The organism is Peribacillus sp. P4_C12 (assembly GCF_056402095.1).
The window spans coordinates 1-22310 of the sequence record NZ_JBFUIB010000028.1 but is presented as its reverse complement, the minus strand read 5'-3'; the positions used below and the strand labels follow the sequence as shown (position 1 = coordinate 22310).

25 protein-coding genes, 2 pseudogenes and 3 riboswitches are annotated in these 22310 nt (G+C 37.7%); of the genes and pseudogenes, 15 read left to right on the top strand and 12 right to left on the bottom strand.

Going from position 1 to position 22310, the window contains the following annotated elements; translation table 11 throughout:
* The first annotated feature begins 140 nt into the window (after positions 1–140).
* The 3 genes from AC1DUW_RS07795 to AC1DUW_RS07785 all read left to right on the top strand — a co-directional run bounded on the left by AC1DUW_RS07795 (position 141) and on the right by AC1DUW_RS07785 (position 1997).
* Positions 141–587, top strand: coding sequence for a hypothetical protein (locus AC1DUW_RS07795; protein WP_053347996.1), 447 nt, complete (start codon positions 141–143; stop codon positions 585–587).
* A complete protein-coding gene (locus tag AC1DUW_RS07790; RefSeq protein ID WP_053345063.1) occupies positions 575–874 on the top strand; it encodes a YxcD family protein in 300 nt (99 codons plus the stop codon). The genes AC1DUW_RS07795 and AC1DUW_RS07790 overlap by 13 nt, the downstream gene beginning before the upstream one ends.
* Before the next feature lie 151 nt (positions 875–1025).
* Positions 1026–1997 (top strand): aldose 1-epimerase, encoded by a 972-nt coding sequence (locus AC1DUW_RS07785; RefSeq protein WP_053345064.1) that lies wholly within the window; start codon positions 1026–1028, stop codon positions 1995–1997.
* A 41-nt stretch (positions 1998–2038) separates the two neighbouring features.
* On the opposite strand, the gene AC1DUW_RS07780 is transcribed toward AC1DUW_RS07785, so the two are convergent.
* The gene (locus AC1DUW_RS07780; protein WP_053345065.1) at positions 2039–3427 is read right to left on the bottom strand and encodes an amino acid permease; all 1389 of its coding nucleotides are present in this window, start codon (positions 3425–3427) and stop codon (positions 2039–2041) included.
* 557 nt (positions 3428–3984) lie between these two features.
* Between AC1DUW_RS07780 and AC1DUW_RS07775 the strand changes: the two genes are divergently transcribed.
* From AC1DUW_RS07775 to AC1DUW_RS07765, 3 genes are all read left to right on the top strand, one after another.
* Positions 3985–4152: a YezD family protein gene (locus AC1DUW_RS07775; RefSeq protein WP_082612767.1), complete on the top strand. Its 168-nt coding sequence runs from the start codon at positions 3985–3987 to the stop codon at positions 4150–4152.
* A gap of 200 nt (positions 4153–4352) precedes the next feature.
* Positions 4353–5138, top strand: coding sequence for a serine hydrolase (locus AC1DUW_RS07770; RefSeq protein ID WP_053345066.1), 786 nt, complete (start codon positions 4353–4355; stop codon positions 5136–5138).
* Between the two features lie 210 nt (positions 5139–5348).
* Positions 5349–5927 (top strand): YdcF family protein, encoded by a 579-nt coding sequence (locus AC1DUW_RS07765; RefSeq protein WP_053345067.1) that lies wholly within the window; start codon positions 5349–5351, stop codon positions 5925–5927.
* Positions 5928–6013: 86 nt separating this feature from the next.
* On the opposite strand, the gene AC1DUW_RS07760 is transcribed toward AC1DUW_RS07765, so the two are convergent.
* On the bottom strand, positions 6014–6160 hold the full coding sequence (locus AC1DUW_RS07760) for a hypothetical protein (protein WP_161804901.1): 147 nt from the start codon (positions 6158–6160) through the stop codon (positions 6014–6016).
* Positions 6161–6628: 468 nt separating this feature from the next.
* On the opposite strand from AC1DUW_RS07760, the gene cspC reads away from it, so the two are divergent.
* Positions 6629–6829 (top strand): cold shock protein CspC, encoded by a 201-nt coding sequence (gene cspC, locus AC1DUW_RS07755; RefSeq protein WP_010331195.1) that lies wholly within the window; start codon positions 6629–6631, stop codon positions 6827–6829.
* A 133-nt stretch (positions 6830–6962) separates the two neighbouring features.
* On the opposite strand, the gene AC1DUW_RS07750 is transcribed toward cspC, so the two are convergent.
* A complete protein-coding gene (locus AC1DUW_RS07750) occupies positions 6963–7130 on the bottom strand; it encodes a hypothetical protein (RefSeq protein WP_162878786.1) in 168 nt (55 codons plus the stop codon).
* 590 nt (positions 7131–7720) lie between these two features.
* Between AC1DUW_RS07750 and AC1DUW_RS07745 the strand changes: the two genes are divergently transcribed.
* Positions 7721–7969: a hypothetical protein gene (locus AC1DUW_RS07745; RefSeq protein ID WP_053345068.1), complete on the top strand. Its 249-nt coding sequence runs from the start codon at positions 7721–7723 to the stop codon at positions 7967–7969.
* 308 nt (positions 7970–8277) lie between these two features.
* Here AC1DUW_RS07745 and AC1DUW_RS07740 read toward each other — a convergent pair whose 3' ends face one another.
* The gene (locus AC1DUW_RS07740) at positions 8278–9510 is read right to left on the bottom strand and encodes an aminopeptidase (RefSeq protein WP_477642298.1); all 1233 of its coding nucleotides are present in this window, start codon (positions 9508–9510) and stop codon (positions 8278–8280) included.
* Positions 9511–9693: 183 nt separating this feature from the next.
* Here AC1DUW_RS07740 and AC1DUW_RS07735 point away from each other — a divergent pair.
* Positions 9694–9799: pseudogene (locus tag AC1DUW_RS07735) on the top strand (pyridine nucleotide-disulfide oxidoreductase); the annotation flags it as partial.
* A 157-nt stretch (positions 9800–9956) separates the two neighbouring features.
* On the opposite strand, the gene AC1DUW_RS07730 reads toward AC1DUW_RS07735, so the two are convergent.
* Positions 9957–11444 (bottom strand): aldehyde dehydrogenase family protein, encoded by a 1488-nt coding sequence (locus AC1DUW_RS07730; protein ID WP_477642297.1) that lies wholly within the window; start codon positions 11442–11444, stop codon positions 9957–9959.
* Positions 11445–11742: 298 nt separating this feature from the next.
* Between AC1DUW_RS07730 and AC1DUW_RS07725 the strand changes: the two genes are divergently transcribed.
* The gene (locus tag AC1DUW_RS07725) at positions 11743–12948 is read left to right on the top strand and encodes an MFS transporter (RefSeq protein WP_477642296.1); all 1206 of its coding nucleotides are present in this window, start codon (positions 11743–11745) and stop codon (positions 12946–12948) included.
* A gap of 40 nt (positions 12949–12988) precedes the next feature.
* On the opposite strand, the gene thiE is transcribed toward AC1DUW_RS07725, so the two are convergent.
* From thiE to tenA, 5 genes are read right to left on the bottom strand one after another with little or no spacing between them, the layout of a single operon-like run.
* Positions 12989–13621, bottom strand: coding sequence for a thiamine phosphate synthase (gene thiE / locus AC1DUW_RS07720; protein ID WP_053345071.1), 633 nt, complete (start codon positions 13619–13621; stop codon positions 12989–12991).
* A complete protein-coding gene (gene thiM, locus AC1DUW_RS07715) occupies positions 13602–14417 on the bottom strand; it encodes a hydroxyethylthiazole kinase (RefSeq protein ID WP_477642295.1) in 816 nt (271 codons plus the stop codon). The genes thiE and thiM overlap by 20 nt, the downstream gene beginning before the upstream one ends.
* Positions 14414–15220: a bifunctional hydroxymethylpyrimidine kinase/phosphomethylpyrimidine kinase gene (gene thiD, locus AC1DUW_RS07710; RefSeq protein WP_477642294.1), complete on the bottom strand. Its 807-nt coding sequence runs from the start codon at positions 15218–15220 to the stop codon at positions 14414–14416. Before thiD ends, thiM begins: the two co-directional genes overlap by 4 nt.
* On the bottom strand, positions 15189–15710 hold the full coding sequence (gene thiW, locus AC1DUW_RS07705; RefSeq protein WP_053347998.1) for an energy coupling factor transporter S component ThiW: 522 nt from the start codon (positions 15708–15710) through the stop codon (positions 15189–15191). Before thiW ends, thiD begins: the two co-directional genes overlap by 32 nt.
* A gap of 15 nt (positions 15711–15725) precedes the next feature.
* Positions 15726–16415, bottom strand: a complete 690-nt coding sequence (gene tenA, locus AC1DUW_RS07700; RefSeq protein WP_477642293.1) for a thiaminase II — start codon at positions 16413–16415, stop codon at positions 15726–15728.
* Between the two features lie 118 nt (positions 16416–16533).
* Positions 16534–16623: riboswitch (TPP riboswitch) on the bottom strand.
* 77 nt (positions 16624–16700) lie between these two features.
* Positions 16701–16804: riboswitch (TPP riboswitch) on the bottom strand.
* A gap of 158 nt (positions 16805–16962) precedes the next feature.
* Positions 16963–17067: riboswitch (SAM riboswitch) on the top strand.
* Positions 17068–17240: 173 nt separating this feature from the next.
* On the opposite strand from tenA, the gene AC1DUW_RS07695 reads away from it, so the two are divergent.
* Both AC1DUW_RS07695 and AC1DUW_RS07690 read left to right on the top strand, forming a co-directional pair.
* Positions 17241–17429, top strand: a complete 189-nt coding sequence (locus AC1DUW_RS07695; RefSeq protein ID WP_053345075.1) for a Fur-regulated basic protein FbpA — start codon at positions 17241–17243, stop codon at positions 17427–17429.
* A gap of 272 nt (positions 17430–17701) precedes the next feature.
* Entirely contained in the window at positions 17702–17893 is a 192-nt protein-coding gene (locus AC1DUW_RS07690) for an aspartyl-phosphate phosphatase Spo0E family protein (RefSeq protein ID WP_053345076.1), read from the top strand.
* 89 nt (positions 17894–17982) lie between these two features.
* Here AC1DUW_RS07690 and AC1DUW_RS07685 read toward each other — a convergent pair whose 3' ends face one another.
* The gene (locus AC1DUW_RS07685; RefSeq protein ID WP_180320456.1) at positions 17983–18489 is read right to left on the bottom strand and encodes a GNAT family N-acetyltransferase; all 507 of its coding nucleotides are present in this window, start codon (positions 18487–18489) and stop codon (positions 17983–17985) included.
* A gap of 234 nt (positions 18490–18723) precedes the next feature.
* Between AC1DUW_RS07685 and AC1DUW_RS07680 the strand changes: the two genes are divergently transcribed.
* Positions 18724–19416, top strand: a complete 693-nt coding sequence (locus AC1DUW_RS07680) for a DUF459 domain-containing protein (protein WP_477642292.1) — start codon at positions 18724–18726, stop codon at positions 19414–19416.
* 92 nt (positions 19417–19508) lie between these two features.
* On the opposite strand, the gene AC1DUW_RS07675 is transcribed toward AC1DUW_RS07680, so the two are convergent.
* Positions 19509–21323, bottom strand: a complete 1815-nt coding sequence (locus AC1DUW_RS07675) for an ABC transporter ATP-binding protein (RefSeq protein WP_477642291.1) — start codon at positions 21321–21323, stop codon at positions 19509–19511.
* A 213-nt stretch (positions 21324–21536) separates the two neighbouring features.
* Between AC1DUW_RS07675 and AC1DUW_RS07670 the strand changes: the two genes are divergently transcribed.
* A complete protein-coding gene (locus AC1DUW_RS07670) occupies positions 21537–22019 on the top strand; it encodes a DinB family protein (protein ID WP_053345079.1) in 483 nt (160 codons plus the stop codon).
* A gap of 74 nt (positions 22020–22093) precedes the next feature.
* Positions 22094–22310 (top strand): annotated as a pseudogene (locus AC1DUW_RS07665) (M15 family metallopeptidase); the annotation flags it as partial.

The window sequence follows — 22310 nt, the reverse complement described above, 5'->3', positions numbered from 1 at the left end:
AAAGTGAAACTTATTTTGATTATCAACGTAAATACTATAAGATAAAATAAAGATAGGTGATGTGGACTTTCAGTGAATCTGAAAAGATATTTAATGAAATAACATTCCATACTATTAAAAACGGAGGCAAAAAAATCATGATGAAAAAATTTATGGCAGCACTACTCACGATTACATTAGCATTCTCGCCAGTGGGCACCTACGTATTCCAAGATCACTCGGAATCAGTAGATGCAAGGGGCTACAAGTCTGGAAAAAGAAGTTTTAACAGCAACACTAATAGTAATAAATCGAATTTCCAAAATAAAGAAACGAATAAATCTGATGCGACTACTAATAAAGCAAAAACAGATACAAAAAGCGGAAGCTCGTTTTCAAAAGGCGGCTTAATGAAAGGAATTATGCTAGGAGGACTAGCAGGTCTTCTATTTGGTAGTCTATTCGCCAATATGGGAGCACTTGGTTCTATACTTGGGCTGTTAATTAACGTGTTAGCGGTTGTTGCTTTAATTGTTGTAATCCGTAAAATTTTCACATATTTCAAAGATAAGAAGAAAAAAGAGGATCCAAACCCATGGAGAGGCTAAGAATTTCCGAACAAGATATCATTAATGCAGTTTGTGTTTACATTGCTCGTAAAAAGCAGGTACAACCTAATGAGGTAGAAGTAGAGCTGATGTTTGATGATGATTACGGTTTTTCCGCTGAAACGTATGTTGACGGACGGAAACAAGTGTTAATTACAATCAACTTGATAGAGGCACTTCGCCTATGGTTAGATGAATATTTGAATATAGATCCATATTCAGGGATTGAACTTGTTTTGGATGATGAAGAGGGCATAGTTGCATTAGTAAGTGAAAGTAATAGATAAACAAAAAGGATGTTCCTAAAGGGAGCATCCTTTTTGTTGTTTAAATACTATATTGATAGTTTTTGTTATGTTATAGGTAATTTCCATTTGTTGCAAAAAATAGTTGATACAAGTAGGATGAGAATATACACACGGTATAGGAGGAGAGTATGTGACAGGTTATATAGAAGATATCACTTTTTTAAATGAAAAGGCTATAAAGTTTGGCAATGAAACATTAGAAGCAATACTTGTACCAGTCTTAGGAAGTAATCTTCTCTCGTTTAAGTTCAAACAGAATGATATTGAGTTGCTGCGAACACCGAAAACGTTAGAAGACTATAGAGAAGTTCCAATATTATATGGCATGCCAATCTTGTTTCCTCCTAATCGGATTGAGGGTGGCCAATTTACATATAAGCAGATCACGTATAAATTTCCGATTAATGAAATAGAAAAATCAAATCATATTCATGGTTTATTGTATGATAAGCCATGGCAAGTTATTAAAAGAGAAGTAAATGGAGAAAAAATCGTAATAACAACCGAGTTTTTAAGTAGTGATTTTCCTTTTCTAAAAAGATATTTTCCACATGATTTTACTATAAATATGACTTTTTCTTTAAACGATAATGAATTGGATGTGCAACTAGAAATCATCAACAATGGCCAGGAGCCCTTTCCGTGGGGAGTGGGTTATCATACGATATTCAATTTTCCATTTGTACCAAGCAGTAAGTTGATGGATTGCAGGATTTCACTGCCTGTAAACAAACAATGGGAGTTGAATGACAGGTCATTACCAACTGGAAAAATTCAAGCAACGCCAAATACGATGGAAATTCAAAATGGGTTCAGCATTGAGGGGCGACATTTTGATGATATATTTGGCTATGATGAGGATCTGGAAAACGAGTGCGTACTCACCGATCAAGAAGCAGGTCTACAAGTCTGCTATCATGGTGATGACCATTTTAAGTTTTGGGTATTATTCAATCAGAAGGGGTTCGTATGTCCTGAACCATATACATGGGTAACGAACGCTCCTAATCTAGATTTGTCAGCAGAACTAACAGGATTGAGGGAATTAGGACCAGGAGAAAGGGTTCGGCTGAGGACGAAACTAAGTTTGAAGCAGATATAAAGAAACGCCTTGGCATATTTGAATGCCAAGGCGTTTTAGGTTTATGCTTTCTTTCTCATCCAGAGTGGGTATAGCACGATTCCAAGAACATATAAGGCAATGCCTAGTTTGAACGTATCCATGTCTGCTGTACCTGTCTTAATGACCCAGATGGAGTAAACTAATGCCAGGATAGTGATAATACCATCGCGACTTCTTGAACCTTTCATGAAATCGTATGTTTCCCCAGTTACGACTAATTTCAATTGATATAAGGTTGATACGAGATAAGGAATCAGGTAGGCAAGTGTAGCGACAATCATAGAGAATTTATAGGCTTCTAAAATCGTTCCAGAGATAGTGGAGAATAAGAATATTTGTGTCATGATATTTGTGATTGTCATGGAACGAACTGGTGTTCCGTTTTTATTCGCTTTCGCAAAATACGTCGGGAATAAATCTAATTTCGCTGCCTGGTAAGGAACTTCAGATGCAACGACAATCCAGCCGATTGTTGAGCCTAACAAGGAAATGACAGCAAGAGCGGCCATAAGATACGTACCGTTTGAACCAACCACAGCTTGTAAAGCATCAACAAGTGGCTTTTGTGAAACTTTTAAATCGTCTTGTGAAATAGCACCCATTGTCAATAAGGTAATTCCAATATAAATGACAACAGCGATAAGCAAACCAAGAATCGTTGCTTTTTTTACATCATTTTGTGACTTAGCGCGATTTGAGAGCATCACAGCTGCTTCAATTCCGATGAAGGCCCATAATGTTGATATCGCTGCAGCATTAACTTGAGCACCTAAGGAGATGGATGTCCCAGCTGTATCGTAAAATTCTGCACCATTTCCAAGATTAGAAGAATCAAAGATGAAAATCGTAACAATAATGAAAAATAAGAATCCAAGCACTTTTGTAACTGTTGCAACAAGGTTTAGTTTTCCTGCACTGTTAAAACTTCTTACTAAAATTGCCTGAATCCCCCAAAGAGCAATGGAACATACTGCAAATGTTAGTGCTTTACCGAGTTCGAGATTGAAAGAACCTGTTGTATAAATCACTTTCGTACTATGCATGACAGGGAAAAACGTCGATAAGTAACCAGCAAATGAAATGATGACAGAGGCTGTTGCAGCCCAGTTTGCAGCCCAATAACCCCAGGCCATACTGTATCCTGATACCCTTCCTTTTGTAGGAGACCTAAATAATGACTGAGCATAACTTTGGGGACCGGCTTTCAGCTCCGGTTTCCGTACAGCTAAGTTACCAAATACGAGTGCTATTAAAAATACTCCTAGTCCAGTAACCATCCATGCCAAAGTAGCACCTAATGGACTTGAAACCTGTGCCAATTGAGCAGGGAGCATGAAGATTCCACCGCCGACCATATTTCCAATTACGAATGTGGTCAAAATCAATAAACCCCATTTTTTATTTTCCATTTATAATCGAACCTTTCTTAAATACAGTTTGAATTTATATACCGACAACTTATACTAAAATAGTATATCTCGAATCGTTTAGTTTGGTAAAGTGCTAATTAGGTAAAATGTAATACGCAGATTAATCAGAAAATTTAAATGGTAATTGACAAAGAGCGATTATTGGATTATAGTGGTAATACCAAGTTAGTTGGTAAGAATAATGTAATTTAACGGTACAAATGGTAATTGTTAAATTTTGCGTGATTGATTTTTTATGTAAACTATTTGACTCATAAAAATTGCCGATTAGTCAACTAAAGGCACCCTTCCATCTATCCTGTTAGATGTAGGGTGCCTTTTATTTTCTTAATATTTGAAGGGAGGAGAATATGGAGTTCAATATGAACTGATTATTTCTTATCCAGAGAGTTAAAAGGAAGAGAAAACAGAAGGTGAACCAATTTCCTAAAGCAAGCTTTAGATGTGGGAAGAGTACGCGTGTAATTTTTCGTACAATCTCTTTTTATTATTAGGTATGAATGGTGCTTAATTACCATTATTAAGAGGAGGATAATATGGAAAAAAAAGAGGAGTTAAAAATCAGACATATCATTTCCAGCTTGGAAGATCTACAATATGGATCGGTTATTATAACTGTTCATGATGGGGAAATCACACAGGTGGATACCACTGAAAAGAAACGATTCCCCTTAGCAAAGGGACGGCCTGCAAAAGCTAGATGAATTAATTCCAGACCACAACGGAGCTTTCAATACGAAGGCTCCTTTTGTTTTTGGGAAGTGAAAACCTTTTATTTGTTCTATAATGAAAATTTAATCAATATAGAATTTGTAGAAGATTGTACTGCTTTTTGCATGATAGAATAAGTAAGGGGAGTTTTTAATAGTTAATTAGTTGAAATCTTAAGGGGGAAAGAGAATCGATGACTTTACAAACTATAGAGCACGAAATCTTAGCATTAGTTGAAACATTTGATGGAAGAATTGCTTATAAAATTGAAAATGCCGATGGAGATACTATCAGCTATCACGATGATGAATCCTTCCAATCAGCGAGTTTGATCAAAATACCAATGATAATCGAAGGCTATCGTCAAAGTGAAGAAAAGAAAATCTACTTAAATCAGCCGGTGACCATTCCTCCTAATGAAGTGACTGGAGGATCGGGCGTCCTGCACGTCTTATCGAATAAAGTATTTTTAACCGTTGAGGATTTATTGACTTTGATGATAACTGTATCTGATAATACATCCACGAATATGATGATGACTTTGCTAGGTAATGATGAAATTAATCAATGCATCAAAGAACTTGGTCTGAAAAATACTATCCTCGGGCGCAGAATGCAGGATTTCAAAGCATTAAAGGAAGGGCGGGATAATACAATCTCGGCTGAAGATACGATTACCTGCCTAAAAGCCATACATACAGGCGACTTTTTAACGAAAGAAAGCCAGGAAAAAATCTTACGAGCTTTTGACAATCAGCAATTAAGAGATAAACTCCCATCACTAATGGGGAAAGGGGTAAAGGTCGCAAGTAAAACGGGCGCAATTCGGGGCGTTGCCCATGATTGTGCGATCATTCGTTCAGAATTTCAAACCGTTTATGCTGTCGTCCTTACCGAAGATATGAAATCAGAGGATGAAAGCCGTCAAGTCATCAGTAAAATTGGTAAATTGATTTATGATGACATAATGGCTGAATAGAATAACCTTTATTAGTATTAGAATGTTTGTGGTCTTTGCGAAAGAATCGGGTTGAGTAAGCTTAGTCCATAAGGTATTCTAAGTGCAATAACGCGGGAAGTCACGTTGATTTCCCGCTCTTGTGCGTCTACAGCATTTGGTTATAGTTATGTGGTGATCTATGGTAAAATATGTTATATAATGGATGGAAAATGAAACGGGGAAGTAGTTTTGAAAAAGGTGGTAAAATTTGTTGTAATTGGTGTTGTTGCTTTACTAGTGTATTTTGGGGTTTTACATATGAAAATTCAAGAGAGCAGTCATCAGCCAATTCCTGAAGATGCCAGTTACCTTATTGTCCTTGGGGCCAGGGTTAAAGGAACAGTTCCATCATTATCATTACAATACCGGATTGATAAGGCTGCTGATTATTTAAAAGCAAATAAAAATACGATAGCCATTGTATCGGGCGGCAAAGGTCCTGGCGAAGATATTTCAGAAGCTCAGGCAATGCAGCAAGAGTTAATCAATCAGGGAATTGAAGAGGCAAGGATCATTATGGAAGACAAATCGACAACAACCATTGAAAATATTGCTTACTCAAAAGAACTTATTCCGAATCCAACAGCTACAGGATTGATTGTTACTAATGATTTTCACATCTATCGTGCGGTGGAAATGGCCAAAAGCGTAGGCTTGGACATGACCGGGATACCAGCAAAGACACCAAAAGTGGTCCTGGTCAAATCTTATATTCGTGAATATCTGGCCATTACCAAATACTATTTGACAGAGCTGTTTGGAATTTAACTATTCCTGAACATAAATTCTAAATCGAACCCCTCCCTTGCACGGTAGGGGGGCTTCTTAATTGTAGGTTATTCAACATCAGGCACTTACCAAAATTCTTTCTCTTGATAGATTTGCTCAAGTGTCTTGTACAGGGAATGCCTAGTATATGAAACCTCGACTCTTTCATCAGCATCAACTTCTTCTATATCTATATTATCAACAAAACCAATTTGGTCATCGATTTCCTTCAAATAAAATCCAAGTGCTTCATAACCGCTATATGCTACGATTACCTTACTGCCAAAACCGCATATTTCATTGATAGACCTCCTAGTTATTTGCTCTTATTGAATGTAAATAGTTCTGTTTCCTATACACTGATATGGCCCGTTCATCCTTATCTGAACCATATAATTGGAAGGAAATGAAAAAATGCGATAATAGGGCTTTACTTGAAGATTTCATAATGAAATATGAATGAGCTCCTAGATTGCGTTAGAAAGGATAGTGTAGGGAAATATGTCACAAGCAGAAATAGAATGAAAATGAAATAACTCTTGCGAATTTAAAATATCACCAGATAATTTGCTATCTTTATCATTTCATGTTACTCTAATAAAGAATTGTTTTTGATTGTGGGAGAGCATACTAGTTATTGTCTTAACCAAACGATCAAAAATAGTAATACATTGTGTGTTAAGCACTAGGAGGCAACAAAAATGGAACAAGGTACAGTTAAATGGTTTAATGCAGAAAAAGGTTTTGGATTTATCGAGCGTGAAAATGGAGACGACGTATTCGTACATTTCTCAGCTATCCAAAGCGAAGGCTTCAAATCTTTAGACGAAGGTCAAAAAGTAACTTTCGACGTTGAGCAAGGTGCTCGTGGAGCTCAAGCAGCTAACGTTCAAAAAGCTTAATTTTAAAATTAAATTGTAACCTATATGAACAGACTCCTCGATGGGAGTCTGTTCTTTATTGTGGGAAAAAGACAAAGAAAAACCCTACTAATATGGTAGGGTTTTTTTGTGTGCGTATTGTAAAATCAAAATCTTACGCCTTTTTTAATTCTTCTTCAAAGAAAAAAGTAGTTGGATGTTCTTTGACAGTATAAGAATATCTTTTCATGTTTTTTACATATGCCCATTTATTAATTGTTACTAATTCATCAGTATCTTGAATAGTTACTGTTTCACCGCTATTATATTTATTGCTTTTCAATATATGCACCCTCTTTACTAATAGTATAACATATTTCACAATAAAAAATGTGTCCAAGATATTCCATGGGATATTATGTGATTCATGTGTATTGACAAAAAAATGAAGTTCTGGTTAAAGCTAATAAACATGCTTAAAAGCGTGGGATTACTGTTAGAACGGAGCTTATAGATTTGAATAAAGAAAATTGTAACCAAGTGTGACCAGAAAAGGAGAGATAATCTTTATGGTCAACCATTCTATCGTTCACTTACAAAAAACCTCAATACTTAAACTTCCCGTTCTTCTTAAATGAATGCTATCCCCGAAATCGGCAAATTGTGACAAAGGTCGTACTCCCAAACTTCAATCGTAATTCAGTTTCAGCGGTATGCGTGATAATTTGAGCTTTCGTTTCAACAACTTGGCAGTTTCAAGGCGTTCTTGGATTTTTAGTTTTTCGCTCGTTTCTTTTGAATAAGTAGCTGAGGTTTTTCTTGAATAATCATCAGATAATAAATCTGCCTCTTTTTAGTATAGCATGACAAAAGAATGAACCAAGCTGTCTGAAATTGCATTAAATATATTAACAACGAAAAGAGGTGAATTATATGTCTGTTATTCCTACTACTGTGGATGTAGTTACGATTCTTTGGGAAAGAACTTCGTTAATACCTTTAACTCAGCAAACAATTGTACAAGCTACAGTGATTGGAAGTGCTGCTCCTTGCGATAACACTTTAAATCCTGGTGATTGTTACATTGCTGCTGTACTTTGTTTACTTGGAAATGGATTTGTACAAGTATTGAACCTTGACTCTGGTCTAACCGGAGTTGCCGTGTTCATCCGTTTACGCTAGGATATTAATTTGGGGACAAAGTATTTTTGATTTAAAATACTTTGTCTTTTTATATATACATAAACCCCACCAGTCATTAAGATTGGTGGGGTTTATCCATTTTACTAATACAGGAATGCTAAGAAGGAAGCGGAACATTATCTTAGTGACTATTCAAATTGACTATTCAAATTACGTTAGACAAGTATAGCCACGTGCTTCCTAGTATGCAGAAACATGTGGCTGATGAACTTGATAATTTGTTTCGTAAAGAAATGTGACCACTCAAGGTTTTTGACGTTCAAAACCCTTCTATATCAATGCTCTTCTTAAAACGCCCAATCCCCATTACGGAAGACAGGTTCCGAAGAGCCGTCCTGTTTGATTCCTTCAATGTTCATTTTATCAGAACCAACCATGAAATCTACATGTGCAAGGCTTTCGTTAAGTCCATTTTCTGCAAGCTCTTCTGGACTCATGGTTTTTCCGCCTTCAATACAGAAAGCATAAGAGCTTCCAATCGCTAAATGGTTAGACGCATTTTCATCAAATAAAGTATTGAAAAATAACACATTTGATTGAGAAATTGGAGAGTTGAAAGGAACAAGTGCTACCTCTCCTAGATAGTGGGAGCCTTCATCGGTTTCAACTAATTGTTTTAGAATTTCTTCGCCTTCTTCAGCTTTTACTTCAATGATGCGGCCATCCTTAAAGGTCAYAGAGAAGTTATCAATGATGTTTCCTCCGTAACTAAGCGGTTTGGTACTCGAAACCGTACCGTTTACACCCGTTTTTAATGGAACCGTAAACACTTCTTCAGTAGGCATGTTAGCCATGAATTCATGCCCCTTTTCGTTAATGCTTCCTGCTCCGACCCAAAGATGTTTGTCAGGTAACTCAATTGTTAAATCTGTTCCAGGAGCTGTGTAATGCAATTTTTGGTAATGTTTTTCATTTAAATAATTAACTTTTTCATGAAGCGTGTCGTCGTGCTTTTTCCATGCCTCTACAGGGTCCTTCACATCAACACGAACAGCTTTGAAAATGGCTTCCCACAGTTTATCAATGCGTTTTTCTTCTGCCTCTTCAGGGAACACTTTATCAGCCCAAGCCTTTGAAGGCACCGCGACTATCGACCAGCTCACTTTATCGGATTGCATATATTGACRCCACTTTTTCAGTGCAGTACCAGATGCCTTTTRGAAGTTTGCAATCCTTTCAGGCTCTACACTTTTTAATAAGTCTGGGCTCGAGGAGATGACGGATAGATAAGCAGCACCGTTTTCTGCAAGTTCAATCGTCTCTTTCGCACGCCACTCAGGATACTCGTTGAACACCTCATCCGGTGCCAACTCGTATTTGGTGCGTCCGACGATATCGTCATTCCAATTAACAATGACATTACGCGCGCCGTTTTCATAAGCTTTTTTTACAATAATGCGGACAAGATCAGCGCCCTCTAATGTAGTGTTCACCACAAGAGTTTGTCCTTGTTGAATATTGACGCCAACTTTAACAGCAAGGTCTGCATATTTTTCTAAATTTGTTTGAAATTCACTCATCATTTATAAACTCCTTTTCCATTTTCTACATTTATAATTGTACTGATTGTTTATTAAAAAAGAAACTTTTTACTCCATTGTATAGAAAAAACAGTACGGAATATATTGTAACTCAATAAAGGAGGAGTATATCTTAATTAGGAAGAAGCTGAATTCAAACCCCAGTGGGTTGGACTCAGCTTCATAAGAATATTAATTACAGCTGGTGATGGAGCTAAAGTTGGCCATTAATCTCCTCAGTGAAATCATAGGTGAACGTTATGTGGACCATGATATACTGAAAAATTAAGAGCAACTTCATACATAGGAAAAAATGCCTCCTTTTTATAACTATTATTGTAAATAGGTAAAGACTCTAAAATGATTATCCAAATAAAAATAAAAATGTGTGAACTATAAGAAAGAGGGTCCCCTTTGAGACCCTCTCTTTAAAATCACATAAAAAATTACTTACTTAGATTGACCCAGACGCTTTTTACTTCAGTATAGTTATCAAGTGCATAGGATCCCATTTCACGTCCGATTCCGGATTGTTTGTAACCACCGAATGGGGAAGCTGCATCAAATGCGTTATAGCAGTTCACCCAAACGGTACCTGCACGAAGTTTTCCTGCCACATAATGAGCATTGGCTAAATCACTTGTCCATAAACCGGCAGCTAATCCATATTCACTGGCATTGGCACGGTTAATAACATCGTCTAAATCCTCATAAGGCATTGCCGCAATAACCGGACCGAAAATCTCTTCTTTGGCAATTGTCATTTCCTCTTCTACACCAGCGAATATAGTAGGAGAAACAAAATAGCCTTCTTCACCCGGTTTACTTCCACCGACAAGGACTTCTGCACCTTCATTTTTCCCTTTTTCAATATAGCCAAGAACGCGGTTTTGCTGTTCCTGAGAAACAAGCGGTCCAATTTGTGTATTTGGATCTAAGCCTACCCCCTGTTTAATATTTTTAGCATGGCTAGCCATATCGGCAACAACATTATCATAGTGTTTCTTTTGAATATAAACTCGAGATCCGGCACAACATACCTGGCCTTGGTTAAACATAACACCATTCAAAGCACCAGGAATAGCTTTCGAGAAATCTGCGTCTGGAAGGATAATGTTTGGTGATTTTCCGCCAAGTTCCAATGTGACACGTTTCAATGAATAGGAGGCAGAGCGCATGATTAGTTTTCCAACTTCAGTAGAACCGGTAAATGCAATTTTATTGACCTGTGGATGATCGACAAGAGCTTGTCCAGCTGTTTCACCAAAACCAGGAACGATATTGACGACGCCATCTGGGAAACCAGCCTCAGCGATTAGTTCAGCCAAATAAAGGGCCGATAATGGAGTTTGCTCAGCAGGTTTTAGAATAACTGTACAACCTGTAGCAAGTGCTGCACCGAGTTTCCACATCGCCATTAGGAGTGGGAAGTTCCAAGGGATGATTTGACCTACCACACCTACAGCTTCGTGTTTTGTGTAGTTAAAGTAATTTCCGCTTACCGGAATAGTTTGTCCAACAATCTTAGTCGACCAGCCGGCAAAATATCTCATATGTTCAATGGCTAATGGAATATCAGCATTGGCTGTTTCACTGATGGGTTTCCCATTATCCAATGTTTCTAACTGCGCAAGCTCTGTTTTATTTTCTTCCATTAAATCTGCTAGTTTATACATTAGCCTACTGCGGGCGGCTGCGCTCATCTTTGACCAAGGACCTTCATCGAATGCTTTGCGTGCTGCTTTAACGGCTAAGTCAATATCTTCTTTATCTGCTTCAAATACATCGGCAAGTTTTTGTCCTGTGGCAGGATTTGGAGTGGAGAAGGTTTTCTTTGAAATACTTTCTACAAATTGACCATTAATAAAAAGCTTTTTAGGTCCTGTTAAAAATTTTTGCAACTTTCCACTTACCTCTAACGTTAGATTTGTCATAATTACCCTCCTGAATATAATCGTTTAATTGGGCAAAACATGCTGACTTATTGATAACGCTTTGATTTATGCCAATTTTTATCATAAATGAAAAAAATAGAATATTCAATCATTATTATTCGACATAATAATTATCTCAATGAACGACTAGTTAAGAGTGTTTCTTCTTAATTTCACAAAAAAATATGGTTTTTTTGTCATGACATCTGTAAATACTATGGCGAAAATGATATTTAATAGTTAAAATTAAGAAGGGATAAAATAAATAGAAGTTCTAAAGTTTTTCAGGAGGATTCATATGGGAAATAATGCGAAAATTATATCGCAACGTAAATTACTTGGTGTAGCGGGTCTCGGATGGATGTTTGATGCACTTGATGTGGGTATGCTTTCTTTCATTATTGTTGCGTTGAAACAGGAATGGAACTTAACCAGTGAACAGGTTGGGTGGATTGGCAGTATTAACTCTATTGGTATGGCTGTGGGGGCTGTTTTTTTTGGTGCAATGGCAGATAGGGTTGGACGAAAGAACGTCTTTATTATTACATTATTATTATTTTCTATTGCTAGCGGTTTGTCTGCAGCAGTCAGTACACTTAGTTTGTTCTTGATTTTGCGATTTTTGATTGGAATGGGGCTCGGAGGAGAACTTCCAGTTGCCTCGACACTTGTCTCTGAAAGTGTTGAAGCGAGTAAAAGGGGACAAGTTGTCGTGCTTCTTGAAAGTTTTTGGGCTGTTGGATGGATATTGGCAGCACTTATATCTTTTTTCATCATTCCGGCATATGGCTGGCGCGTTGCATTATTATTAAGTGCTGTTCCAGCTTTATACGCGCTTTATCTGCGTTTGAAACTACCAGATTCACCTAAGTATACGGAACTGGAAAAGAAGCAGAGGCCATCCGTACTCAATAATATGAAAAGCGTTTGGAAAAAGGAATATTCACGTCAGACCCTAGTGTTGTGGATTCTATGGTTTTGCGTGGTCTTTTCTTATTATGGAATGTTTTTATGGCTGCCAAGCGTCATGGTCTTAAAAGGCTTCAGTATGATTCAAAGTTTTGAATATGTCTTGATTATGACGCTAGCTCAGCTTCCAGGATACTTTTCAGCTGCATGGTTGATTGAGAAGATAGGACGTAAATTCGTTTTGATCACATACTTAATTGGAACGGCTGTCAGTGCATTTTTCTTTRGTTCAGCAGAAGAGTTATCACTCTTAATCGTATCTGGGATGTTCCTATCATTCTTCAATTTAGGTGCATGGGGTGCGCTCTATGCGTATACTCCAGAACAGTATCCAACGGTAGTTCGAGGTACAGGTACTGGTTTAGCTGCTGGAATTGGTCGAATTGGCGGTGTCTTGGGACCATTGCTTGTCGGTTATTTAGTTGCTGCAGGTACACCAATTTCAACAATTTTCACTATATTTACAATTGCTATTTTAGTGGGGGCAGTTGTCGTAGCTTTTGGAAAAGAGACAAAGAATACTGTTTTGACATAACATAAAAGAGGGGGACTAAATTTAGTCCCCCTCTTTTTTATTACTTAAAGTCTTTTATTATGCTTAAAAGGAATTCAGCGGCACTCTGTGGACTATTTGCATTCATGATTGCGGAAACTACCGCTGTACCAGATACTCCACTTTCTGAAAGAGATGAGATGTTTTCGGCGGTAATACCTCCGATAGCTACTGCAGGAATCGATATACTGCGGCAAATTTTCTCAAGTTCCCCGTTTGCCATTAAGGTTGCATCTTGCTTTGTTTTCGTAGGGAAAATAGAACCAACACCGATATAGTCCGCTCCATTTTGTTCGGCTTCGATTGCTTCTTCTAGAGTTGAGACTGATACACCGATAATCATATTGTCAGGCACTAGTTGTTTGATGATTGGAAGTGGAAGGTCATCCTGTCCGATATGAACTCCGTCTGCTCCAACAGCAAGTGCTATATCTACCCGGTCATTAATGATCAGCGGAATAGAAAGTTCGTGTAGTAACTGTTTTAATGCAGAAGCTTTTTTATAAAAGGAGAGGGAGGAATTGTTTTTCTCTCTTAGTTGTACGATCGAGACTCCTCCAGAAACCGCCTCTGCTATGATTTTGGTCAAATCTTCTATTGCTATGGACTCTTCTGTCACTAAATATAGGCTTAAATCAATTTGAGACTTCTTCATATAATTTCACCTCATTTATCCAAATTTCCTTATCTATTCTTGATATCGCATCGATTAATCGCACACGAAACGTTCCAGTTCCTTCATCTTTTTGAAGTTTTGCAGCAGCAAGTTCCCCGGAAATGCTCATCGTTGAGATCCCGGCAACTGCCGCAGCATAGAAATTGTCTGTGACTCCGGAAAAAGTTCCGATAAGAGCAGTAGCCATGCAGCCAGTACCTGTAACACTCGTTAATAGAGGATTCCCATTATCGATAATGGACGTATTTTTACCATCGCTAACAGCATCTTTGGCGCCACTCACTACGACGACACTATTCAATTTATTAGCCGCACGTGCTGCCAGTTCTGCATTGCTAATCGCAAGTTCACCTGAATCCACTCCACGTGTAACGATATCCCCACCCATTAACCGATGGATTTCACTCGCATTTCCGCGGATGATTTGGAAGGTAACTTCCTTCAGGAGCTCTGCCACTTGTACTGTACGATAGGAAGTGGCACCAACTCCCACTGGGTCCAAAATAACTGGGATATTCAGGGAATTCGCCGTCTTACCGGCAATCTCCATTGCTTCCAAGGCTTTATCATCAATCGTACCGAAGTTCAGGACTAGAGCATCAGCCAATTTGACCATATCCTCGACTTCTCTTGGGCTAGATGTCATAACAGGTGAACCACCGATGGCAAGAGTGGCATTGGCACAGTCATTGACCGTAACAAAGTTAGTGATTTGGTGAACGAGCGGTTTACTTTCTCTTACCTGAAAGAATAAGTCTGAAACGGAAACATTCATAATAAATCACTCCTTTCTTCTTTTGAAAATGAATAAAAATGATGGACGGGTCCGTGCCCCTTACCGAGTGAAAAGCTATTTCGTATGGCTTCAGAAATATATGTCTTGGCTTGTTCAATGGACTGTCTTAAAGGAAGTCCGTTTGCCAGATTGGATGTAATGGCGGATGACAGAGTACAGCCTGTCCCATGGGTGTTTTTTGTATGAATGCGTTCTCCTTTAATCCAGAAAAAGTAAGTTCCGTCATAAAAAAGATCATTTGGATTCCCTGCTGAATGGCCTCCTTTAAGTAAAACCGCTTTTGCGCCAAGTTCTTTAATTGATATACAAGCCTCGTAAAAATCTTGCTTCGTTCGTATCGACAAGCCAGTAAGGACTTCGGCTTCGGGTACATTCGGAGTTACAAGTGTTGCAAGCGGCAGCAATTCTGTTTTTAAAGCAGAGACAGCTTTTTCATCGAGCAAATGATGGCCGCTTTTGGAAATCATGACAGGATCAAGGATAACGATTGCGGGTAAGAAGGTATTTAGAGACGCGGCGACTGTTTCAACGATTTCTTTTGATCCAAGCATACCTATTTTTACTGCATCGACGTGTATATCTTCAAAAATAGCTGCAATTTGATCCGTGATGATACCTGTATCTATAGCTTGAACTGAACGTACCTCCATTGTATTTTGTGCCGTTACAGCTGTAATGACAGACATTCCAAAAACCCCATGTGCAGAAAATGTTTTTAAATCGGCTTGTATTCCAGCACCGCCCCCTGAGTCAGAGCCTGCGATGGTTAACGCTGTTCTCATAAAAAAACCCCTTCATATAATTATTTTTTAAAAGTATTTTCAGTAAAATGAAAGCTAAAATGGCACCTGCGAATGAACTAAGCATAAAAGCTGGTAAAAAACCAAAAATAGCTGCTTTTTCTCCCAATAGGAGGACAGCAAGTGGATAACAAGCTAGGGATCCAAGAATGCCGGTCCCTATCACTTCCCCTAAACAAGCGAATTTCAAGCTTTGTGTTTTTCGATAAAGGACAGCAGCCAATAGTGCACCGATCATGCTGCCCGGAAAGGCGAAAATTGAACCTGTACCAGACATGTTTCTAATGATGGAAACTAAAAAAGCTTGTGTTACTGCATAAGCCGGTCCCAATAAAACGGCTGTCATGACATTTGCCAGATGCTGAATCGGAAAGATTTTTGCAAATCCAGCCGGGATGAAAATGAATGAACTAGTTATGGTAGTAATGGCCGTGATCATGGCAGTCAACGTCATTTTCTTGATTGGATTCATCATCATGACAACATCCTACAGTGGCCAATCCTGCTCATTTTGAACCATATCCCAGAATAAATATTCATAACGGGAAGTCACCAAAAAATGCTTCTCTAATCTAAGAAGTTCCTTTTCAGGCATGCCTTCTGTTAACTCCTCCAACAAAGCAATCAGCCATTTGTGTGCTTCACCGAATTCAGGAGACGAATAGGATTTAATCCAATCAGCATAGCGATTGTTTTCTAATGCTTCACCATTTTGTTCTTTTAATAGCAAACCGATCTCATAATAATCCCAAGCGCATGGAAGGAGGCAGGCGATCAGGTCGGCCAAAGTCCCATTTTGGGCTGCATTTAGCATGTAACCCGTATAAGCTAGAGTGGTTGGGGTGGGTTCTGTATTTTCCAATTCGATTGAGCTGATTCCGAATTCCAAAGCATAATGTCGATGGATATCCATTTCTACTTGAAGGGTTTCATTCAAAATACTTGCAAACTTAGCCATAGTTTCGAGATTATGAGCTTTGATGACTCCTAACGCAAAGAGTTTGGAATAATCCATTAGATAGATATAGTCCTGCTTTAGGTAATAGGCAAATTTCTTTTCTGAAAGCGTCCCATCTCCAATCGCCTGAACAAAGGGATGTGTATGGTTCCTTTTCCAGATTCCTTTTGCCCGTTCATGAAGTCTATCACTGAAGGTTTCTAATTCTGTATTCTCCATGGTACATCCTCCTTGAAATTTAAAATTTACTAAAATTGTAAAGTGTGCATACACTATCTGATCAACAAAAAAACCGCTCTCTGAAAGAAAGCGGCTGTTACCGAGGAAGAAGCAAATTCCTTCTTACAGCCTGCTTCCCTCCGCTGGTATGACCAGATCAGGTGCAAAGGGTTTGATTCTCAGCAAAAGTGCTCCCCTAGCAGTCTAATTATTCACTTTTTCCATCTAAAAAAAAACCGCTCCTGAAAAACGGAGCGGGGCAGATGGATAAAGTCATGTGTTTAAAGACGATATCATCCACTTCCCTCCGCCGGTATGATCCGGTTCAGGTTCAAAGGGTCCGGAACAAATTCCATCTCAGTCTTAAAAAGACTCCCCTAGTGGTGTGAATGTATGTAATTACTGACATCATATCAGAAAGCCAGGAAATTGCAACCCAATTTGAATGGGATCTATAGAGAATACCTATCAAAAAAAGGGAGAACCATGTGATTGACTTTTGAAGAATATTGGGATAAAATCATGTCTACATCATTTATATATTGAATTCTTATCCAGAGAGGTGGAGGGACTTGGCCCAAAGAAACCTCGGCAGCAGACCCATTTTGGGAACTGTGCTACATCCAACAAGCATACGCTTGGAAGATAAGAAGAGCCGAACGGACTACTGTAAGCCTCTTCTTGAATTAGAAGAGGCTTTTATTTTTGTGAAATAACGTTTAGTGACATAATAGAAAAAATATAATTTGGTGAAAATGAAACCTGTTACTACAATTTAGCTCATATGAAAGCGGGCTGATGAAGACAAGGAAAGGAGCCATTTACATGGCAGAATTATTTAAGAGAATTGAACAGAGGAAGGCATTGCTGATTGAAGAGTTATTAGCGAATGGAGTTTATAAAACCTCTGATGAAAGACATCTTTATGATGTTCCATTAAAAGTGCTTGAAGATGAATATAAGATTGTAATAAATAGACCTAATATCGAGTCTCCTTCAGAGTGGATGACATAGTAAGAGTTCTTAAAATACTTTACTATCTTAAAATATTATTTAATCTGATGAATATTATTAAAGCATTCGCAGTGTACATGAGTGAATGCTTTTTTATTTGTCTAGAATATAAAATGTCATAAAAAAGACACAAACAGGGAATGGAATAGGCTTTTTGTCACATTTATCTAGTGGAATAACACATTTTAATTTCCATATATGGTTGATTTTAACTACTTATTTCTTTATCATAAAAGATGTAAGAAAATTGAATAAATAGGAAGTGACTATAGATGCCCCCACAGATAACCGTAGAAAGAATAGAAGAAAAGAGACGGGAAATGATTAAATTGGCAGCTGATTATGGTTTTACAAGCCTTCTAACTGTTCAAGCAAGTCAAGAATTGGATTCGCTGTTAAATGCTATAACAAATAAAAGAAAATCAGAATATTTTTTGCTTAAGAAAGTTTATAGTGATTTTTAAATTTCGTCAGTGACTTTAAAATAGATTCCTTCATTTAAACTAAAAAAGGCTACTGCTGAATGAAGGCAATAGCTTTTATGTAATGAAATTCAAATATTAACACGCTTACCAAGGATTACTAAATCCCGTTCAATACCATCTAGCTCGGCAACTTGAGGTAAATGCGCCCATTCTTCAAAACCAAATTTAGAAAACAGTCTTATGCTCGGTGTATTGTGAGCAAATATAAAACCAAGTAGTGTCTTAACTCCTAATTTTGGACTCACTTCAATTGCCTTTTGAATCGAAATTTGTCCAATTCCTTTTCCCCGGAAATAATCATCAATATATATACTGATCTCGGCAGTGGAATCATAGGCTGGCCTACCATAGAAAGATTGAAAACTCATCCATCCAGCAGTTTTTCCTTCGAATGTAATAATATAAAGCGGTCGTTTTTCTGAATGATGTTCCTCAAACCATTTAAGCCTCGATTGAACTGAAACAGGTTCTGTATCTGCAGTGACCATCCTTGACGCAATAGTCGAATTATATATTTCGACTACTCTTGGTAAATCTGTTAGTTCTGCATCCCTAAACTCTATGTAACTATCCATCATTTTAACTCCTATCCTTATTATGTATACAACCTCCAGAAACTTGGGATTCCCATCCTATTAATGAATAAAAGGAGGTTGACGAAAACCCGTTCCATTGAATGCTTTTATTGTATCATACACTTTTTACAGTTTATCTGACAATTCATTTTTTTGCATGTTAAGTATGTTCATTTTTGGGGTAATTACAAGATAAAATACTTCATAGTAAATACATTACATAAGGGGAAACGAATGAATAAAATAGTAGGTTTATTCGTAATTGTACTAGTTATTTGTTTTGCTGCATATAAGTTTCAGGCTTCAGAGTCGGAAGATGTGATGGCTTTTGGAGATTCGTTAACCTATGGAAAAGGTGATAAGGATGGGGAAGGTTATGTAGAAGGTCTGGAGGATGAATTGAATAATCCTGATTCTGAAAAAAAAGTCCGTTTTTGGAATTACGGTATTAAAGGCCAGGTTACAGATGGTGTCATTGATCAGCTTGAAGGTAATCAAATTAACACGAAATTGGACAAAGCCGACACGTTTATTGTTTATATTGGAACAAACGACTTGATTAACAGTAATGGAGGTAACTTGAAAAAAATAAGTGATCAAAAAATAAATGATGGTAAACGTGAGTATATTGACCATCTACATAAAATTCTTTCTACACTATTAAAGAAAAACAAAAAAGCGAATATACTGGTAGTTGGGMTGTATAATCCAAAAAAAGATGATCAACGACTTGAAAAGCACGTTCATGATTATAACCAATCAGTAAACGAGGTAGTAGAAGAGGATAAAAGAATGATATTTATCCCTACTAATGATTTATTTGAAAATAAAAAGAAAAAAGAGTATTTCAGTGATAAAATTCATCCAAATGAAAAAGGGTATCAGCTCATTACCAATCGGATTTTAGAGAGTTATGATTTCAAATAAATTCAATAAAAGTGCACAGAAGCAATACTTCTGTACACATGGCTTATTATATATAAATCGGACCCTGTTTCATTGAAGGCGGTGTGCAGTTGTTATGTAATAGCCGCCTTCAATTGAGGGAATTGCAAGTCATGAAGCTGCCTATATCTGCCGTTACTTGTCAATAACTGTTCATGCGTTCCTTTTTCATGGACACTGCCTTTTTCAAGAACGATTATTTGGTCAGCATTTTGAACAGTTGATAATCTATGCGCAATGACAATTGAAGTCCGATTTACTAATAAACGTGACAATGCTTCCTGGATTAAATGCTCGGATTCCGTATCTAATGCTGCTGTCGCTTCATCGAGAATGATGATTTGTGGATTCTTCAAAAGTGCCCTAGCAATGGCGATTCGCTGCTTTTGTCCTCCTGAAAGTTTGACGCCTCGCTCTCCAATTTGAGAATCATAACCATTCGGAAAGGACTTGATAAAGTCATGTGCATTGGCTGCTTTAGCCGATTCAGTGATTTCATCATCTGTTGCATCAAGTTTTCCATAAACGATGTTATCACGGATTGAACCATTGAATAAAATGATATCCTGAGAAACAATCCCCATTTGGCTACGTATAGATTTCAGCGACACATCACGGATATCAAGGCCGTCCATTTTGATTGTTCCTTGTTGTGGATCATAAAATCGGATTAAAAGGTTTGTAATTGTCGATTTCCCTGCACCAGAGGAGCCGACGAGAGCTGTTATTTGACCGGCTTTCATCGTTAGGTTTAGATTGCTAAGAACCGGAACACTTTCATCATAAGCAAAATCAACTGATTGAAATTCAATTTGTTTTTTTATTGAAGGAAGCTCAATTGCATTTCCTTTGTCACTGATTTCAGGTTGTGTTTCCATAATTTCTGTAATACGCTCAAAAGCTGCAGCTGACTGCTGGACTATGCTGATTACTCGGCTGAAATTGCGAACAGGACTCTGCAGTAATCTCAAATAGGCGAGGAAAGCTACTATTAATCCCACTGTAAATGCACCTTCCATCACTTGCCAAGCCCCAAACACAATAACAGCAACAAGACCAATATTGTTCAATAAATCGATAACCGGACCAAACATGGATCGCAAGCGAACCGATTTAATGTTAGCCACCATGTTTTCATGATTACGTTCTGCGAAACGTTTCGATTCAAATTCTTCATTGGTAAAAGATTGAATGAGTCGCATTCCTGAGATAGAATCCTGTAACTGGTTGCTGATATCTCCTGCAGAACTTTGAACAGACCTAAACGACATTCGAATACGTTTTCCAAATACCCTTGTGATATAGAACATGAACGGGAATGTAAAAAGAAGGACAATGGTCAGTTTCCAATTAATGAAAAGCATATAGACTGCGACTGCAACAAAAGTTACCGTGTCTGTTACGACTTGGAGCATGCTTGAAGAGATGAGTTGTTGGAGTAAATTGACATCATTAGTTAGCCGTGACATTAAGTCACCCGTTCGGTTTTTATCAAAGAATTTCATATCCAGCCTTTGAATATGTTCATACATGCTATTCCGTAAATCCATAATCGCTTTTTGACCGACTTTGGAAACGATATAGCTGTTAAAGTAGTTTAGTAAAGCTAATAAAATAGCAGCTCCAAGAATTCCTGTGCCTACCCAAATCAAGGAGTCATATTTTTTTTCGGGAATGATTTTATCAATCGTATACTGAGTCAACTGTGGGATGGAGAACTCAAGCAAAGAAATGAACAACATTATACATATAATCAAGGAAGAAAATTTCCATTTAGACGGGACACGATTAAACATTTGCCTGAGCATCGTCCAAATGCTTCCTTTGGAAGGCTTTGCATTAATGACGCTACGCCCTTTGTGGCTGAATGGGATATGTCCTCCGCTCATAACGATCACTCCTATTTTGACTATCTTTGATGAATTTTGAAAGTCATTTGTATTAGGTGAATAGTACCTTTATGACTATCATAGAGCTTTTCTAAAAATAGACAACTTTAAATCGGTTTTCTTCCTATCTAAAAGTGTTTTTATTTTACACCTTTATACAGAACATGGAATAATTGATGGAGTTTAACTAAGCTTTCGGGAGGAGATGCTAAAATGGAAGATAACAAAAAAATTAGAAAAGAACTTTTAGAAGCGGTTAACAATTTATCGGATGAACAGCTGAATGCCCATCCAGAAGAAGGCCGCTGGAGCATTATCCAGGTATTGAATCATCTATATTTAATGGAGCGAATGATAACAAAGGGAATTGCCGACAAGTTGAAAAGCGGTGAGAGTATCCCTGCAGAAGATAAACCGATAGAGTATACTCTAAATCGTGAAGTGAAGGTCTCGGCGCCGCCATTTGTCATTCCATCAGAAGCATTTCAAACTTTGGACGAGGTTAAGAATAAATTGTCCGAATCCCGCCAGGCATTTATACAAGTTGTTGACAGCGCAAATGAAAAAGATCTTGAACAAAAGTCATTCCCTCATCCATTGTTTAAAGAATTAAGCTTGAAGCAATGGATTCCGTTTGTGGGTTTGCATGAAAAACGACATTTACTGCAAATAGAAGAATTGAAGTCAAAGTTATAATAGAAGAAAAACTCATCCGCTTTTGGTTGAGTTTTTCTCATTCAGACAGTTATTCGTAAAGGAAGGATTGTTCAGTGAAGGTTAACTGGGTAAAGGCATGTCTGATAATAGGCTTTTTCGGGTTACTGTTAGGGTTCATGCTTAAGCATTTGCTCCTCCCCGATCTAGATAAAATTAAACTGACTGACGAGTTGCATCCGATAGTCGCTGAAAAAAAAGAAATGCTCATTCAACAGGCTAATGAAAAAGGTATCACGGTAATCATTACAGCTGGATTCCGTACTTTAGAAG